This window comes from Streptomyces krungchingensis (assembly GCF_054729265.1).
Genome location: NZ_JBPUKY010000001.1, coordinates 6690663 through 6707276, shown reverse-complemented (window position 1 = coordinate 6707276; position 16614 = coordinate 6690663). Strand labels below are relative to the sequence as shown.

Sequence of the window (16614 nt, the reverse complement as noted above, 5' to 3'; positions counted from 1 at the left end):
CGGCCACGGACCGGGCCGGACCGGGCCGGCCGCAGGAAGGTGTCAGCCGCCGGCCTTCGCCGCCCGCATCGCCGCCCCCACGATCCCCGCGTTGTTCTGCAGCTGCGCCGGGACGAGCTCCGCCTTGATCCCCTCGATCAGGTGCAGGAACTTGTCCGCCTTGCGGCTGACCCCGCCGCCGATGATGAAGAGCTCCGGGGAGAACAGCATCTCCACATGGGCGAGGTACTTCTGCACGCGGTGCGCCCACCGCTCCCAGGAGAGGTCCTGGTCCTCCTTGACCTTGGTGGAGGCCCGCTTCTCCGCGTCGTGGCCGCCCAGCTCCAGGTGGCCCAGCTCGGTGTTCGGGACGAGGTCGCCGTCGATGAAGAGGGCACTGCCGATGCCCGTGCCGAAGGTGAGGAGGATGACCGTGCCCTGGCGGTCGCGCCCGGCGCCGAACTGCATCTCGGCCACGCCGGCCGCGTCCGCGTCGTTCAGCACGGTCACCGGGAGGCCCCCCCAGCCGTTCGCCCAGGAGGGCCCGCGCGTCGGTGTCGATCCAGCCCTTGTCGACATTGGCCGCCGTACGGATCGTGGCACCGCCGGTGACCACGCCGGGGAAGGTGATGCCGACGGGGCCCGTCCAGCCGAAGTGGCCGACGACCTCCTTCACGCCGTCGGCCACCGCGTCCGGTGTCGCCGGATGCGGGGTCAGCACCTTGAAGCGCTCCTGCGCCAGGTCCCCGCGGTCAAGGTCCACAGGGGCGCCCTTGATGCCGGATCCGCCAATGTCCACGCCGAAGATCTGCATGGCTCTACGTTACGTCGTACGACGGACAGTCACTCCGCGGAGGGACCGGTGCCCGTGCGCCGCTCCACGAGGGCCGCCGCCTCCGCGCGCAGGTCACGGCGCAGTTCCTTCGGCAGCGAGAAGGTGATGGACTCCTCGGCGGCCTTGACGAGCTCCACGTCCTCGAAGCCGCGCTGCGACAGCCGCTCCAGGACCTGCTCGACCAGGATCTCCGGGACGGACGCGCCCGAGGTGACACCGACCGTGGTCACGCCGTCCAGCCAGGCCTCGTCGATCTCGTCGGCGAAGTCCACGAGGTACGCGTCGCGCGCGCCCGCGAGCTTGGCGACCTCGACGAGCCGCTTGGAGTTGGAGGAGTTCCGGGAGCCGACGACGATCACGAGGTCGGCTTCCGCGCCCATCTGCTTCACGGCCAGCTGGCGGTTCTGCGTGGCGTAGCAGATGTCGTCGCTGGGCGGGGAGATGAGCTGCGGGAACTTTTCCTTGAGCGCGTCGACCGTCTCCATGGTCTCGTCGACCGACAGCGTGGTCTGGGACAGCCAGACGACCTTGGACGGGTCGCGGACCTCGACCTTGGCGACGTCCTCGGGGCCGTCGACGAGGGTGATGTGGTCGGGCGCCTCACCGGAGGTGCCGATGACCTCCTCGTGGCCCTCGTGCCCGATGAGGAGGATGTCGAAGTCCTCGTTCGCGAACCGGACCGCTTCCTTGTGCACCTTGGTGACGAGGGGGCAGGTCGCGTCGATCGTGGCGAGCTTGCCGGCCGCGGCCTCCTCGTGGACCACGGGGGCGACGCCGTGCGCCGAGAACATGACGATGGACCCCTCGGGGACCTCCGCCGTCTGCTCGACGAAGATCGCGCCCTTCTTCTCCAGGGTCTGCACGACGTATTTGTTGTGGACGATCTCGTGGCGGACGTAGATCGGGGCCCCGTACTGCTCCAGGGCCTTCTCGACGGCGATCACGGCGCGGTCCACGCCCGCGCAGTAGCCCCGGGGGGCGGCGAGCAGGACACGGCGGCCAGGCGAAGCAGACATGCCCCCCATCGTAAGGCCGCGTCCGGCGGGTCGGAGATCGCCTCCTTGGGGAGACTGGTGGGGAGCCGGGAGGGGTGGGACAGGCGCGACCCTCGGGAGAGACGATGTCCGACACGCGGACCGCCGCGGACGCCGCCGGCGCCGAGCGGGGACTGCGGCGCAGCCTCGGATTCCGCGATCTGGTGGTCTACGGACTGCTGTTCATCGCGCCGATGGCGCCGGTCGGTGTCTTCGGGACCCTCGACGCCAAGTCGCACGGCGCCGTCGCGCTGGTCTACGTCGTCGCCACGGTCGCCATGGCGTTCACCGCGTTCAGCTACGCCCAGATGGTGCGTGTGGTCCCCCAGGCGGGGTCCGTGTTCGCCTACGCGCGCGCGGGGCTCGGCAGGAGCGCGGGATTCGTCGCCGGGTGGATGGTGATGCTCGACTATCTGCTCATCCCCGCGGTGGCCTACCTCTTCTCCGGGATCGCGATGAACGCCCTGGTCCCGGAGGTCTCCCGGTGGGTGTGGACGGCGCTGGCCGTGGTCGTCACCACGGCGCTGAACCTGCGGGGCGTGCGGACGGCCGCCCGGGTCGGGTTCCTGGTCCTCGCGATGGAGATCGTGGTCCTGCTCGTGTTCGTCGTCTCCGCGGTGGTGGTGCTCGGGCGGGACGGGGCCCATCGCGGCTGGCTCTCCCCGCTGTCCGGTGACGGCGCACAGGGGGTGTTCGCTCTGTCGGCGGTCGTCGGCGCCGTCTCGGTCGCGGTCCTGTCGTACCTGGGCTTCGACGCGATCGCCACGTTCGCCGAGGAGGTCACGGGCGGCTCGGAGAAGGTGGCCCGCGCGGTGCTGTTCTGCCTCGCTCTGGCGGGCGCGCTGTTCGTCGCGCAGACGTATCTGGTCGCGCTGCTGGAGCCGCTGTCGTCCGCGCAGCTGGCCGCCGATCCCGGGAAGCAGGGTTCGGCCTTCTACGACGCCGTGGACTCCTCGGTCGGTACGTGGCTGCACAACGTGGTGGCCGTGAGCAAGGCGATCGGGGCGGCGTTCGCGGCGCTCGCGGGGCAGGCCGCGGCCGGCCGGCTCCTCTTCGCGATGGCCCGTGACCGGCGGCTGCCGCGGGTCCTCGCCCGGACGGACTCGGGTGGGCCGCGGCCGGCCCTGCTGTGCGCCGCGGTCATCACGCTGGTCGCCGCGGTCTGGGCGGCGCGGCGCGACGACGGCCTGGACAAGCTGGTGTCCGTGGTGGACATCGGCGCGCTGACCGCGTTCACGCTGCTGCACGCGAGCGTGGTGGGCTGGTTCGCGGTACGCCGCCGGGGCGGGCCCGTGGTGTGGTGGCGGCACGTCCTCGTGCCGGTCGTCGGGGCGGCGGTCACCGTCGCGGTGATCGTCGAGGCGTCGGGGACGGCGCAGGTGGTGGGGGCGGTCTGGCTGGGGGTGGGGCTGGTCGTCCTGCTCGCGCAGCGGGGGCGCGCGGAGCCGGGGGCTCCCGTCGCGCCGGGCTCGCTCAGGGGGGCCTCGGACGGTTCGCCCGGTCGGCCGTGACGGGCCGGCTCCGGCGCCAGCGCCTGGGCCGACGGGAGGTCCGGCGGTCCGGTGGGTGGGCCTCGCCTCTGGTCCGGTGGGTGGGTCGGGTCCGTGCCGGTGATCCGCCCGTTGCAGCCGTCGTGTCGTCCGGTGGGTCGCCGCCGGTCCGGTGGGTGGGCCGCGCCGTCTGTCCGGTGGGTGGGTCGGGTCCGTGCCGGTGATCCGCCCGTTGCAGCCGTCGTGTGGTCCGGTGGATCAGTGCGGTGGGTTCGTGTTGCCGTCCGCAACGGGCATGTGATGCACCGGCACGGCCCCTTCCGTGAGAGGGCGACCGCGGGTGGTGGAGGGGTGCGGTCCAGGGATGATGCCGCTGGGCGGCGGCCGATGGTCGGGGCGGGGGTTCCCGGTGGCGGGCGCTGCCGGCGGGGATACCGGGGGCGCTGTCGGTGGTGGCCGTTACGCTCGGGCGCATGGCTCTCAACACGTCCGCGGACGCTCCGCTGCCCGTCGGAGAGGTGTCGCGGCTCATCGGGGGATGGATCGACCGGCTCGGCGCCGTGTGGGTCGAGGGGCAGATCACCCAGTTGTCGCGGCGCCCGGGGGCGGGCGTCGTGTTTCTGACGCTGCGCGACCCGTCGCACGACATCTCCGTGAGTGTGACCTGTTATCGGCAGGTGTTCGACGCCGTCGCCGACGTGGTGAGCGAGGGCGCCCGTGTCGTCGTACACGCGAAGCCGGAGTGGTACGCGCCGCGGGGGCAGCTGTCGCTGCGGGCCGCCGAGATAAGGCCGGTGGGCGTGGGCGAACTTCTCGCCCGGCTGGAGCAGTTGAAGAAGTCCCTGGCCGGCGAGGGGCTGTTCGCGCCCGAGCGCAAGAAGCCCCTGCCCTTCCTGCCGCAGCTCGTCGGGCTGGTGTGCGGGCGCGCCTCCGCGGCCGAGCGCGACGTCCTGGAGAACGCGCGGCACCGCTGGCCCGCCGTCCGCTTCGAGGTCCGCAATGTCGCCGTGCAGGGCGTGCACGCGGTGCCGCAGGTGGTGCAGGCCGTGAAGGACCTGGACGCAATGGACGACGTAGACGTGATCATCGTGGCGCGGGGCGGCGGCAGCGTGGAGGATCTGCTGCCGTTCTCGGACGAGCAGCTCGTACGGGCCGTGGCGGCGTGCCGTACGCCCGTCGTGTCGGCGATCGGGCACGAACCCGACACCCCTCTCCTCGACTATGTGGCCGACCTGCGCGCATCGACCCCGACGGACGCCGCCAAGAAGGTCGTGCCGGACGTCGGCGAGGAGTACGAGCGGGTGCGGTTCCTGCGGGACCGGGCGCGGCGCTGTGTGGCGTCCCTCATCGATCGCGAGGAGCGCGGCCTGGCGCACGCGCTGGCCCGGCCGTCGATAGAGGACCCGCACCGGATGGTCGAGGAGCGGGCGGACCACGTCGCCTCCCTGCTGGACCGCGGGCGGCGCACTCTCGGCCACCTCCTGGACCGGGCCGACTCCGAGCTGACGCACACGCACGCGCGCGTGGTGGCCCTCTCCCCCGCCGCCACCCTCCAGCGCGGGTACGCGGTGCTGCAGAAGGCCGACGGTCACGTGGTGCGTGACCCGGAGGAGGTCGCGGCGGACGAGACGCTGCGCGCGCGGGTCGCCGAGGGTGAATTCACGGTTCGAGTCGATGCATAGGGTGGGCGGATGACCAGCAAGGTGGACGAGGCGCTCGGGTACGAGCAGGCGCGGGACGAGCTCATCGAGGTCGTACGCCGCCTTGAGGCCGGCGGTACGACCCTGGAGGAGTCCCTCGCCCTGTGGGAGCGGGGCGAGGAGCTGGCGAAGGTGTGCCGGCGCTGGCTCGAGGGCGCACGGGCGCGCCTGGACGCGGCACTGGCCGAGGAGGAAGCGGAAGAGGAGGACGCCGCCGCCGACTCCGAGTGACCGACGCCGACGGATCCTTGGGGTTCGTCGGCGTGCCCGGTCATGGACGATGCCGGTCGGCGTGCCGTCACCCGCCATCGCGTTCACCGTCGACGTGTGTCGCCGCCACGACCGGCGCCGCGTCACGGTCACGGGCGGCGCGCCTCGTCGTCGCGATCGGCACCCTCTGACGAGGGCCGTCGGCACCGCCACTGTCGCGGTCCGCGCGCCTCGCCGCCCAGGTCAGGCCCTGTTTCATCACTTCATGGCGTGTGAAGCGGATCACCACGCCCCGCTTTTGGTTGAAACTTAAACCTCCAAGTCGTACTGTCGGTGCTGCAAGAAGATCCCCCCGGATCGACCGCACGTACCGAGAAGGTTTTCGATGTCCCTCGTTCTTGACCCCACCGCACAGGACCTGCTGTTCCGCGAGGCCCGTACCGCGAACACGTTCACCGACGAGCCGGTGACCGACGAGCAGGTGCAGGCGATCTACGACCTGGTCAAGTACGGCCCGACCGCCTTCAACCAGTCGCCGCTGCGCATCACCCTGGTCCGCTCCCCCGAGGCCCGCGAGCGCCTCGTGCAGCACATGGCCGAGGGCAACCAGCCGAAGACGGCCACCGCCCCGCTCGTCGCGATCCTCTCCGCGGACAACGAGTTCCACGAGGAGCTGCCGACCCTCTTCCCGCACTTCCCGGCCGCCAAGGACGTCTTCTTCTCCGAGCGTCCGGCCCGTGAGGGTGCCGCCGCGCTGAACGCCGCCCTGCAGGCCGCGTACTTCATCATCGGCGTCCGCGCCGCCGGCCTCGCCGCCGGCCCGATGACCGGCTTCGACTTCGCCGGCGTCCAGAAGGAGTTCCTGGACGACGACCACACCCCGCTGATGGTCGTCAACATCGGCCGCCCGGGCGACGACGCCTGGTTCCCGCGCTCCCCGCGCCTGGAGCTCGACCAGGTCATCACGACCGTCTGATCGCACGCAGGGCGCGTACACCGGCCCCGTACGCGCACGAGAAGGGCCCCCGGCACTCGGGGGCCCTTCTGCTGTCTCGGTGCGTACGGCGCGCGGAACGGGGCTCAGGAAGTGGCGAGCGACTGCGCCATCTTCGTCAGCCGGTCGAACGACGCCGTCCCCGTCACCACGGTCGTGGAGCCCTTGCCCCTCAGCACGAGCGCGTCGTAGTGGTCGCCCTCGTAGCGCTCCCAGGTCTGGTCGCCGATGCGCTGGGTGCTCTTGGTCTGCTCGGCGCCCTGGCTGGCCGTCTCGATGAACACGGCGGGCTTCTGAGTGGACTGCTCGACCGCCACGTACTGACCGTCGGGGTCGTGGAAGCCCAGGTGCCAGGCGTCGAACTCGGAGCCGTCGTAGCGCACCGACGTCGCCTTCCACGTCCGGGGCAGGCCCTCGGGCGCCGCCACGGGATAGCTCGCCGCACGGCGCGCCGTCAGCAGCTCGACACGGTAGTCGACACGCTTGAGAGGAGGCTCGGAGTCGTCGTGCGGGATGAAGATGTAGATGATGCCCGCCATGAGCCCGATGAGGCCCAGGGAGATGAGCATGTCCCGGACCGACTGCTTGCCTTTCATACCTGCCACGTACCTATCGTCGCAGGTGCCCTGGCCTGCTCATCCGTGGGGCCCCCTGCTCATTTTGTCTGCCTAACGATAGAGTCGGGACACACCCTCATCCGGCCGTCGTCGTATCAGAAAGGTGCGCTCCGATGACCGAGCATCATCTGCCGTCCGAACTCGAGGTCCCTTCCGAGGCCCCGGACCGAAACCTCGCCCTGGAACTGGTCCGGGTCACCGAAGCCGCCGCCATGGCCGCGGGCCGCTGGGTCGGCCGCGGCGACAAGAACGGCGCCGACGGCGCCGCCGTCCGGGCCATGCGGACCCTCGTCTCCACCGTCTCGATGAACGGCGTCGTCGTCATCGGTGAGGGTGAGAAGGACGAGGCCCCGATGCTCTTCAACGGGGAGCGCGTCGGCGACGGGACCGGGCCCGAGTGCGACATCGCCGTCGACCCGATCGACGGGACCACGCTCACCGCCAAGGGCATGACCAACGCGATCGCGGTGCTCGCCGCCGCCGACCGCGGCACCATGTTCGACCCGTCCGCGGTCTTCTACATGGACAAGCTGGTGACCGGCCCCGAGGCCGCCGACTTCGTCGACATCAACGCGCCCGTCTCGGTGAACATCCGGCGGGTCGCCAAGGCCAAGCGGGTCACGCCCGAGGACGTCACGGTCGTCATCCTCGACCGCCCCCGCCACGAGGGGATCATCAAGGAGATCCGGGAGACCGGCGCCCGCATCAAGCTGATCTCCGACGGCGATGTCGCCGGCTCGATCCTGGCCCTGCGCGAGGGCACCGGCATCGACCTGCTGCTCGGCATCGGCGGCACGCCCGAGGGCATCATCTCGGCCTGTGCGGTCAAGTGCCTGGGCGGCACCATCCAGGGCAAGCTGTGGCCCAAGGACGAGGACGAGCGGCAGCGCGCCATCGACGCCGGTCACGACCTCGACCGCGTGCTGACCACCGGTGACCTGGTCTCCGGCGAGAACGTGTTCTTCGTCGCGACCGGCATCACCGACGGCGAGCTGCTGCGCGGGGTGCGCTACCGCTCCGAGACGGCGACGACCGATTCGATCGTCATGCGCTCCAAGTCCGGCACCGTCCGCCAGATCAACTCCGAGCACCGGCTGAGCAAGCTGCGCGCGTACAGCGCGATCGACTTCGACCGGGCCAAGTGAGCGCCGGCGGCGTCGGGTGACCGGCGCCGCCCCGGTGCTCGAACCAGCTGTGCGGACGCGACCGGGCGGTCGCACGGGCAGCGGGTGAAGGCGGGTCCGCGGGCCCGCCGTAAGCGGTCGTACAGATGTGAAAGAGGGCGCCCTCCGTGCGGGGAGGGCGCCCTCTTTCGCGTCCGACGGACCGGGCGGGCGGCTCCGGACCCGCAAGGGCGAGCCACCCGGTCACGGCCCCGGCTAACCGGCGGCCGCTATCCTCCCCGTCGCGCGCGCGGCCTTCTTCAGTTCGAGGTCGCGGCGGCGACGCCGGGCGAGCACCACACGGCGCTCGGCGGCGGTGAGGCCACCCCACACGCCGTAGGGCTCGGGTTGCAGCAGCGCGTGTTCGCGACACTCGACCATCACCGGGCAGCGGGCACAGACTCGCTTGGCCGCCTCCTCACGCGAGAGGCGGGCAGCGGTGGGCTCCTTGGAGGGGGCGAAGAACAGGCCGGCCTCGTCTCGGCGGCACACGGCCTCCGTGTGCCATGGCGCTTCCTGATCCCTGTCCCGCACGGGCGCCCGCGGGGCCGGAACGGCAGCTACCTGCAGGGACTGATGCGGCGGTTGCAGCACGGTCTACTCCTGACGACGGCTTCGCGAGCGTGCCGGGCGCCGCGGAAAGTCCCACGGCGCCCTCCAAGAGACGATGCAGCAAGGCCTACCCGCTGTGCGCGTGCCTATGCACTGAGTTCCGAAGCCCTGGAATTCTCGTGCGCGGCACGGCCGTTGGGACTGGACCAATACGCGGCCGACGCCGTTGAATTCACAAGCGTCAACGGTCCAGGTGCTTGCGCAAACCCCTGTCGACGCGGTCCGCCACTCGCTCGCTCACGCGGCTGGTCACGCGGTCGAGAATGTCCGCGACGAGCTTGCCGCGCCTGGGCCGTGCCTCGACATTTCCCAGCACGGCGAATCCGTCGACATAGACGACCGGCGCGTGAGGATCGCCCGAATCCAGCGTGTCCACTTCGAAGTTGCCCAGGACGCCGCCGCCATTGCCGCGCAGCGAGACATTCTCCGGGACGCGGACCTCCACGTGACCGAAGACGGAAATCGCCTTGATCACGACCTGCTGGTACTCGAAGATCGCCTCGCTGAGGTCTATCTCGACGCTGCCGAAGATCGAGTACACGTGGATACGGCGGCCGGCGCGCCAGCGGCCCTTGCGGACCGCGGCGCTGAAGACCGCCACCACGTTCTCGTCGGCCTCGACCGGGATCGCGCCCGCGGCCGGGCGGTTGGGCGCCGAGGTGTACGCCGCGTTCGCCCGGGCCGCGTGGGCGGCGGGCAGGTCCTGGACGAAGCGGTCGAGCTCGCCCACGGTCTTGGTGGCGAGCACGCCCTCCACCCGCTCGGCGTGCTCCTCGGCGGTCAGGCGCCCTTCGGCGAGCGCCTCGCGCAGGATGTCGGCGATCCGGTCGCGGTCGGCGTCGGAGGCACGGAGCTCGGACGGCTGCACGGCCGTGGCCACGGTCGGCTTCGCCGCCGTCGGGGCGGTCGGGTCGGGGCGCTTGTGAAGGTCCACGGCAGCAGCGTACCCAAACGCGATAGATCGCGACTAGGGGTGTGGACGACTCTTGGGCCGGCAACTGAGCCCTACCTCACAAGCTCACCGTCCGGGCCAGGTTCTAGGCTGGTGGGCGCTGCCAATGGAGGCACGCCGCTGTCTGTCGAGTGAGGAATGGGCGAGATGCCTGAGTTCGCGTACACCGATCTGCTCCCCATGGGAGAGGACACCACCCCCTATCGGCTGGTGACCTCCGAGGGTGTCTCCACCTTCGAGGCCGACGGGCGCACGTTCCTCAAGGTCGAGCCGGAGGCGCTGCGCAAGCTCGCCGAAGAGGCCATCCACGACATCCAGCACTACCTGCGGCCCGCCCACCTCGCCCAGCTGCGCCGGATCATCGACGACCCCGAGGCGTCGGCCAACGACAAGTTCGTCGCGCTGGACCTGCTGAAGAACGCGAACATCGCGGCGGCGGGCGTCCTGCCCATGTGCCAGGACACCGGCACCGCCATCGTCATGGGCAAGCGCGGCCAGAACGTGCTCACCGAGGGCGGCGACGAGGCGGCCCTGTCCCGCGGCATCTACGACGCGTACAAGAACCTGAACCTGCGCTATTCGCAGATGGCTCCGCTCACCATGTGGGAGGAGAAGAACACCGGCTCGAACCTGCCGGCGCAGATCGAGCTGTACGCGACCGACGGCGGCGCCTACAAGTTCCTCTTCATGGCCAAGGGCGGCGGCAGCGCCAACAAGTCGTTCCTCTACCAGGAGACGAAGGCGGTCCTCAACGAGGGCTCCATGATGAAGTTCCTGGAGGAGAAGATCCGCTCGCTCGGCACGGCGGCCTGCCCGCCGTACCACCTGGCGATCGTCGTCGGCGGCACCAGCGCCGAGTACGCGCTCAAGACCGCGAAGTACGCCTCCGCCCACTACCTGGACGAGATCCCGGCGGAGGGTTCCGAGCTCGGGCACGGTTTCCGGGACAAGGAGCTGGAGGAGAAGGTCTTCGAGCTGACGCAGAAGATCGGGATCGGCGCGCAGTTCGGCGGCAAGTACTTCTGCCACGACGTGCGTGTGGTCCGTCTGCCCCGGCACGGCGCGTCCTGCCCGGTCGCGATCGCCGTGTCCTGCTCGGCCGACCGCCAGGCCGTCGCGAAGATCACCGCCGAGGGCGTGTTCCTGGAGCAGCTGGAGACCGACCCGGCGCGCTTCCTGCCGGACACCACCGACGAGCACCTGGACGAGTCGTCGGACGTGGTCCGCATCGACCTCAACCAGCCGATGGACGACATCCTCGCCGAGCTCACCAAGTACCCGGTCAAGACCCGGCTCTCGCTCTCCGGTCCGCTCGTCGTGGCCCGTGACATCGCGCACGCCAAGATCAAGGAGCGGCTCGACGCGGGTGAGGAGATGCCGCAGTACCTGAAGGACCACCCGGTGTACTACGCGGGCCCGGCCAAGACGCCCGAGGGCTACGCGTCCGGTTCCTTCGGCCCGACGACGGCCGGCCGCATGGACTCCTACGTCGAGCAGTTCCAGGCGGCGGGCGGCTCCAAGGTGATGCTGGCCAAGGGCAACCGGTCCCAGCAGGTCACGGACGCGTGCGGCAGCCACGGCGGCTTCTACCTCGGCTCCATCGGCGGTCCCGCCGCGCGTCTGGCACAGGACTGCATCAAGAAGGTCGAGGTCGTCGAGTACGAGGAGCTCGGCATGGAGGCCGTCTGGAAGATCGAGGTCGAGGACTTCCCGGCGTTCGTCGTGGTCGACGACAAGGGCAACGACTTCTTCAAGGACCCGGCGCCCGCGCCGACGTTCACGTCGATCCCGGTCCGGGGCCCCGGCCTGGCGTAGGACGCCCCGGGCGTCGCGACGGACGCGCGACGCCTCCGGCGTCATGAAGGACTCGCGCAGGGCCGCTCCTCGGGGGGTGGCCCTGCGCGACCGGGGGTCCGCCGAAAGGGCCGCTCCGTCGGAGCGGCCCTTTCGGCGTGTGCGGGTGAGGGCGGTCCATCCCGAGGGCTGTCCTCCGCCGCCTCCGCGCGCGTGTCCAGGACGGGCGGCGTGCCCGTGGCGTACGGCTGGTCCGCCCGGACGAACACCCTCCGCCCCGCTGACCGGCCGCGGTGGGAACACCCGTGGGGTCCAGGATGCTGTCCCCCATGGAGGTGTCGTCAATGACAGATGGCCAGGCGGAAACCGCGTACCGGACCGAGCACGACTCCATGGGTGAGGTCCGGGTGCCGGCCGACGCGAAGTGGCGGGCGCAGACACAGCGCGCCGTGGAGAACTTCCCGATCTCGGGGCAGCGGATCGAGCGGGCCCACATCGAGGCGCTCGCCCGGATCAAGGCCGCCGCGGCGAAGGTGAACGGCGAGCTGGGCGTGATCGGCAAGGACGTCGCGGAGGCGATCCAGGAGGCCGCCGCCGAGGTCGCGGAGGGCCGCTGGGACGCGCACTTCCCGGTCGACGTGTTCCAGACGGGGTCCGGGACGTCGTCCAACATGAACACCAACGAGGTCATCGCCACGCTCGCGAGCGAGCGGCTCGGCCGGGACGTGCACCCCAACGACCAGGTGAACGCGTCCCAGTCGTCGAACGACGTGTTCCCCTCCTCCATCCACATCGCCGCGACCGCGGCCGTGACCCGGGACCTGATCCCCGCGCTGGAGCATCTGGCGACCGCGCTGGAGCGCAAGGCGCGGGAGTTCGCCGACGTCGTGAAGTCCGGGCGCACGCACCTGATGGACGCGACACCCGTGACGCTGGGGCAGGAGTTCGGTGGGTACGCGGCCCAGGTCCGGTACGGGGTGGAGCGGCTGCGCGCCTCGCTGCCCCGGCTCGCCGAACTGCCGCTCGGCGGCACCGCCGTGGGGACCGGGATCAACACGCCGCCGGGATTCTCCGCCGCCGTCATCGCGGAGGTGGCCCGGGCCACGGGGCTGCCGCTGACGGAGGCCCGCGACCACTTCGAGGCGCAGGGCGCGCGCGACGGCATCGTCGAGACCAGCGGGCAGCTCAGGACCGTCGCGGTGGGTCTGACGAAGATCGCCAACGATCTGCGGTGGATGGCCTCCGGGCCGCGCACCGGTCTGGCCGAGATCGCCCTGCCCGACCTCCAGCCCGGATCGTCGATCATGCCGGGGAAGGTGAACCCCGTCATCCCGGAGGCCGTGCTCATGGTCGCCGCCCAGGTCACCGGGAACGACGCCACGGTCGCGGTGGCCGGAGCGGCCGGGAACTTCGAACTGAACGTCATGCTGCCGGTCATCGCCAGGAACGTCCTGGAGTCGGTCCGGCTGCTCGCCAATGTGTCCCGGCTGCTCGCCGACCGCACCGTCGACGGGATCGTCGCGCACCGCGAGCGGGCCCGCGAGTACGCCGAGTCGTCACCGTCCGTGGTGACGCCGCTCAACAAGTACATCGGGTACGAGGAGGCCGCGAAGGTCGCCAAGAAGGCGCTGGCGGAGCGGAAGACGATCCGCCAGGTGGTCCTGGAGTCCGGTCACGTGGAGCGCGGGGACCTCACCCTGGAGCAGCTGGACGAGGCGCTGGATGTCCTGCGGATGACGCGCCCGTGACGGCTCCCGCCTCTCCGCGGACGCCGGATGACATGGCGGTTACGTCCTGGGCCGGCTGACGAGAACCGTGACGCGTGCCGCAGCGTCGTATGCCTGGGGCACCTAATATCTGTTCATGGCAGACGGTGGAGCGGTGAGGCGAGTGGGAGCGGACGGGCCGGCGGAGCACTGGACCCCCGGCAGTCACATCCTGTGGCGGTACCGGGAGAACGCCGGCGCGCGCTTCCACATCTGCCGTCCGGTGACCGTCGTGCGCGATGATCCGGAGCTGCTCGCCGTGTGGATGGCCCCGGGCACGGAGTGCGTGAAGCCGGTGCTGGCCGACGGTACGCCGGTGCACGGGGAGCCGCTCGAGTCGCGCTACACCAAGCCGCGCTCGGTGCTGCGCGACCGCTGGTTCGGCACCGGGGTGCTGAAGCTGGCGCGGCCCGGGGACGCCTGGTCGGTGTGGCTGTTCTGGGATCCGGGCTGGCGTTTCAAGAACTGGTACGTGAATCTTGAGGCACCGCTGACCCGTTGGGAGGGCGGGGTCGACTCCGAGGACCACTTCCTGGACATCTCCGTCCACCCGGACCGGAGTTGGCGCTGGCTCGACGAGGACGAGTTCGCGATGGCCCAGCGGGCCGGTCTGATGGACGCTCAACTGGCGGCGCGGGTGCGGGAGGCGGGCTGGTCGGCCGTGGATGTGATCACGTCGTGGGGCGCGCCGTTCTCGGACGGATGGCAGCACTGGCGGCCGGATCCGTCCTGGCCGGTTCCCTTCCTGCCCGATGACTGGGACCGTACGCCCGCGCACGTGTCCTCATGAGACCCTTGATGCGCCCCCGTGGTACAACCGTAGGATCGTCTTCCGCAAGGGCGCACCGCAGCAACAACTCCCGCAGTACGAGCCGGGCTTGACCATATGTCATCGAGGGGCGGCAGGACGTGAGCGAGCGGTACGAGGGGCACGGCGGCGCGGCCCGTGGCGGACCGGACACAGCGGCGTCCCGCGCGGCGCTGCCGTCGGCGTCCGGCGCGCGGTCGCGTACGGTTTCCCTGTCGGCGTCGTCCGGCACGGCGTCGTCCGCGCGGCCCGCAGGGCTGCCTGACGCGGTGTCGCGCACGGCGCTCCGGTCGGCGCGGCCCGTCCCCGGCACGGCCGCGGCCGTGCTCACCCTCGGGCCCGACCCCGACGACGCGCAGATTCCGTTCCTGGGGCACACATTCCGGGTATCGGGGCTGCGGGACGAACTGCACGCACGGCGCGCAGCCCCGGACGGATGGATTCGACACGCGTGACGGAGTACCCCACCTCGCACGAGCGCCGCCAGCCCGGTGCCGGCCGGCCGCCCGCCCCCGCGGACCCCCGCGGGGCGCTCCTGCGTACCCCGGAACAGTCGTCATCCCTGCCGGGTGCCTCCGCGTTACCCGTCCAGTCCGCCCGCACGGGCGACGCGCCCCAGGGACCGGCCGCCGCCACGCCGTGCGGCCGGCGCGCCACCGGTCAGGTCTCGGCCGACGTCGACATGACGTCGTCGTCGGGCTCCTCCGGCACCGGCGCGTCCACACCGCCGCCCGCCTCCTCCGGCTCCGAACACTCCCAGCCGTCGGCGACCGAACCCGACACGCACCGCCCGCGCCCCGCGCCGGAGGGCATCCCGGCCCAGCCGGCCGCGGAGCAGGACCGCCCGCCGCGCGCCCTCGGCGCCAAGGAGCGGCGCACCGGGCAGACGCTGCCGCAGGGCGGCCCGATGCCGATGCGCAGGGACGGCGACCGGCTGCGCTTCGTGGGCGCGGCGACCCGAAGGATCGCGCGCGGCATCGACCTCGACGAGATCGTGATGGGCCTGTGCCGGGCCACCGTGCCGACGTTCTCGGACGCGATCCTCGTCTATCTGCGCGACCCGCTGCCGGTCGGCGACGAGCGGCCCACCGGGCCCCTCGTGCTGCGGCTGCGGCGCACCGACCGGATTCCCGAGGAGCGGGACACGGACGGCGGCTTCATGCCCGCGCTGCGGCCCGAGCCGAGCGAACTGTCGGCGATGACGGCCGAGCTGTGCGAGGTGCGCCCTGGCGGTGCCCTCGCCGAGGTGCTGCGCGGTGTCCGCCCGGTGTTCGCGGACGCGCCCGCCGCACGGGCGGCGCTGCCCGAGCTGCTCGGCGACGATCTGGTGGTCCCCGGCGGGCAGCGCGCGATCCTGGCCCCGCTGCGCGGGCGCCGCAGGGTGATCGGCGCGGCCCTGTTCCTGCGCCGCCCGGAGCGTCTCGCCTTCGAGGCGGACGATCTGCTGGTCGCCGCGCAGCTCGCCACACACAGTGCCCTCGGCATCGACAAGGCCGTGCTGTACGGGCGTGAGGCGTACATCGCCGACGAGCTCCAGCGCACGATGCTGCCCGAGACGCTGCCGCGGCCCACGGGCGTGCGGCTGGCCAGCCGCTACCTGCCCGCCGCCGAGACGGCGCGCGTCGGCGGGGACTGGTACGACGCGATCCCGCTGCCGGGCAGCCGGGTCGCCCTGGTCGTCGGTGACGTCATGGGGCACTCGATGACGTCGGCGGCGATCATGGGGCAGCTGCGGACGACCGCGCAGACCCTCGCGGGGCTGGATCTGCCGCCTCAGGAGGTGCTGCACCACCTCGACGAGCAGGCGCAGCGGCTGGGCACCGACCGCATGGCGACCTGCCTGTACGCGGTCTACGACCCGGTCTCGCACCGCATCACCATCGCCAACGCCGGCCATCCGCCGCCGGTCCTGCTGCATCTGGGCGGGCGCGCCGAGGTGCTGCGGGTGCCGCCGGGCGCCCCGATCGGCGTGGGTGGCGTGGACTTCGAGGCGGTCGAGCTGGACGCGCCTGCCGGGGCGACGCTGCTGCTGTACACCGACGGTCTGGTCGAGTCCCGGCTCAGGGACGTGTGGACCGGCATAGAGCAGCTGCGGGAGCGGCTGGCCGCCACGGCGCAGCTGACCGGGCCCGACCACCCGCCGCCGCTGGAGGCGCTGTGCGACGAGGTGCTCGACATGCTCGGTCCGGGTGACCGGGACGACGACATCGCGCTGCTCGCGGCCCGCTTCGACGGGATCGCGCCGAGCGACGTCGCGTACTGGTTCCTGGAGCCGGAGGACGCCGCTCCGGGGCGGGCCCGCAAGCTGGCCCGGCGCGCGCTGTCACGGTGGGGCCTGGAGGAGCTGACCGACTCGGTGGAGCTGCTCGTCAGCGAGGTCGTGACGAACGCCGTGCGCTATGCGTCACGGCCGGTGACGCTGCGGCTGCTGCGGACCGACGTCCTGCGCTGCGAGGTCGGTGACGACGTGCCGCAGCTGCCCAGGCTGCGGCAGGCCCGCGCCACCGACGAGGGCGGCCGTGGGCTGTACCTGGTGAACCGGCTGGCCAGGCGGTGGGGCGCGACACGGCTGAGCACCGGAAAGGTCGTCTGGTTCGAGTTGAACCGGGGCTGAGGGGGGTACTCGCCCCGTCTCACCCCGGGGCGGCCCGGACCGGCAC

General features: G+C 71.7%; 13 protein-coding genes and 1 pseudogene. 9 read left to right on the top strand and 5 right to left on the bottom strand.

The window, feature by feature from the left end; genetic code table 11:
- Nucleotides 1-42: 42 nt before the first annotated feature.
- Nucleotides 43-793: pseudogene (gene ppgK / locus ACSYGO_RS29575) on the bottom strand (polyphosphate--glucose phosphotransferase).
- A gap of 29 nt (nt 794-822) precedes the next feature.
- Nucleotides 823-1839 (bottom strand): 4-hydroxy-3-methylbut-2-enyl diphosphate reductase, encoded by a 1017-nt coding sequence (locus ACSYGO_RS29570; RefSeq protein WP_460388273.1) that lies wholly within the window; start codon nt 1837-1839, stop codon nt 823-825.
- A gap of 95 nt (nt 1840-1934) precedes the next feature.
- On the opposite strand from ACSYGO_RS29570, the gene ACSYGO_RS29565 reads away from it, so the two are divergent.
- The 4 genes from ACSYGO_RS29565 (at nt 1935) to ACSYGO_RS29550 (ending at nt 6224) form a co-directional block, all read left to right on the top strand.
- Nucleotides 1935-3359 (top strand): APC family permease, encoded by a 1425-nt coding sequence (locus ACSYGO_RS29565; RefSeq protein WP_460388271.1) that lies wholly within the window; start codon nt 1935-1937, stop codon nt 3357-3359.
- A gap of 452 nt (nt 3360-3811) precedes the next feature.
- Entirely contained in the window at nt 3812-5020 is a 1209-nt protein-coding gene (xseA, locus tag ACSYGO_RS29560; protein ID WP_460388269.1) for an exodeoxyribonuclease VII large subunit, read from the top strand.
- 9 nt (nt 5021-5029) lie between these two features.
- A complete protein-coding gene (locus ACSYGO_RS29555) occupies nt 5030-5269 on the top strand; it encodes an exodeoxyribonuclease VII small subunit (RefSeq protein WP_432174154.1) in 240 nt (79 codons plus the stop codon).
- 364 nt (nt 5270-5633) lie between these two features.
- On the top strand, nt 5634-6224 hold the full coding sequence (locus ACSYGO_RS29550; RefSeq protein ID WP_432174153.1) for a malonic semialdehyde reductase: 591 nt from the start codon (nt 5634-5636) through the stop codon (nt 6222-6224).
- A gap of 104 nt (nt 6225-6328) precedes the next feature.
- Here ACSYGO_RS29550 and ACSYGO_RS29545 read toward each other — a convergent pair whose 3' ends face one another.
- Nucleotides 6329-6847, bottom strand: coding sequence for a DUF4245 domain-containing protein (locus ACSYGO_RS29545; protein WP_426680110.1), 519 nt, complete (start codon nt 6845-6847; stop codon nt 6329-6331).
- Nucleotides 6848-6972: 125 nt separating this feature from the next.
- Between ACSYGO_RS29545 and glpX the strand changes: the two genes are divergently transcribed.
- Nucleotides 6973-8004 carry a class II fructose-bisphosphatase gene (glpX, locus tag ACSYGO_RS29540; RefSeq protein ID WP_426680111.1) on the top strand — a complete coding sequence of 344 codons (1032 nt, stop codon included), beginning with the start codon at nt 6973-6975 and terminating at the stop codon, nt 8002-8004.
- Between the two features lie 234 nt (nt 8005-8238).
- Here glpX and ACSYGO_RS29535 read toward each other — a convergent pair whose 3' ends face one another.
- Complete coding sequence (locus tag ACSYGO_RS29535) at nt 8239-8616, bottom strand: WhiB family transcriptional regulator (RefSeq protein WP_095936405.1); 378 nt, start codon at nt 8614-8616, stop codon at nt 8239-8241.
- A gap of 199 nt (nt 8617-8815) precedes the next feature.
- Entirely contained in the window at nt 8816-9568 is a 753-nt protein-coding gene (locus ACSYGO_RS29530) for a DUF1707 SHOCT-like domain-containing protein (protein WP_426680112.1), read from the bottom strand.
- 165 nt (nt 9569-9733) lie between these two features.
- Between ACSYGO_RS29530 and ACSYGO_RS29525 the strand changes: the two genes are divergently transcribed.
- The 4 genes from ACSYGO_RS29525 to ACSYGO_RS29510 all read left to right on the top strand — a co-directional run bounded on the left by ACSYGO_RS29525 (nt 9734) and on the right by ACSYGO_RS29510 (nt 16568).
- Nucleotides 9734-11401, top strand: coding sequence for a fumarate hydratase (locus ACSYGO_RS29525; protein WP_426680113.1), 1668 nt, complete (start codon nt 9734-9736; stop codon nt 11399-11401).
- Between the two features lie 323 nt (nt 11402-11724).
- A complete protein-coding gene (locus tag ACSYGO_RS29520) occupies nt 11725-13128 on the top strand; it encodes a class II fumarate hydratase (RefSeq protein WP_359504380.1) in 1404 nt (467 codons plus the stop codon).
- 115 nt (nt 13129-13243) lie between these two features.
- Complete coding sequence (gene fomD / locus ACSYGO_RS29515) at nt 13244-13936, top strand: cytidylyl-2-hydroxypropylphosphonate hydrolase (protein WP_426680114.1); 693 nt, start codon at nt 13244-13246, stop codon at nt 13934-13936.
- A 454-nt stretch (nt 13937-14390) separates the two neighbouring features.
- Nucleotides 14391-16568 (top strand): ATP-binding SpoIIE family protein phosphatase, encoded by a 2178-nt coding sequence (locus ACSYGO_RS29510; RefSeq protein ID WP_460388263.1) that lies wholly within the window; start codon nt 14391-14393, stop codon nt 16566-16568.
- The last annotated feature ends 46 nt before the right edge of the window (nt 16569-16614 follow it).

Coding starts and splice junctions, on each gene's coding strand:
- ACSYGO_RS29570 (WP_460388273.1), bottom strand. CDS start 1,839: ATGGGGGGCATGTCTGCTTCGCCTGGCCGCCGTGTCCTGCTCGCCGCC.
- ACSYGO_RS29565 (WP_460388271.1), top strand. CDS start 1,935: ATGTCCGACACGCGGACCGCCGCGGACGCCGCCGGCGCCGAGCGGGGA.
- xseA (WP_460388269.1), top strand. CDS start 3,812: ATGGCTCTCAACACGTCCGCGGACGCTCCGCTGCCCGTCGGAGAGGTG.
- ACSYGO_RS29555 (WP_432174154.1), top strand. CDS start 5,030: ATGACCAGCAAGGTGGACGAGGCGCTCGGGTACGAGCAGGCGCGGGAC.
- ACSYGO_RS29550 (WP_432174153.1), top strand. CDS start 5,634: ATGTCCCTCGTTCTTGACCCCACCGCACAGGACCTGCTGTTCCGCGAG.
- glpX (WP_426680111.1), top strand. CDS start 6,973: ATGACCGAGCATCATCTGCCGTCCGAACTCGAGGTCCCTTCCGAGGCC.
- ACSYGO_RS29525 (WP_426680113.1), top strand. CDS start 9,734: ATGCCTGAGTTCGCGTACACCGATCTGCTCCCCATGGGAGAGGACACC.
- ACSYGO_RS29520 (WP_359504380.1), top strand. CDS start 11,725: ATGACAGATGGCCAGGCGGAAACCGCGTACCGGACCGAGCACGACTCC.
- fomD (WP_426680114.1), top strand. CDS start 13,244: ATGGCAGACGGTGGAGCGGTGAGGCGAGTGGGAGCGGACGGGCCGGCG.
- ACSYGO_RS29510 (WP_460388263.1), top strand. CDS start 14,391: ATGGATTCGACACGCGTGACGGAGTACCCCACCTCGCACGAGCGCCGC.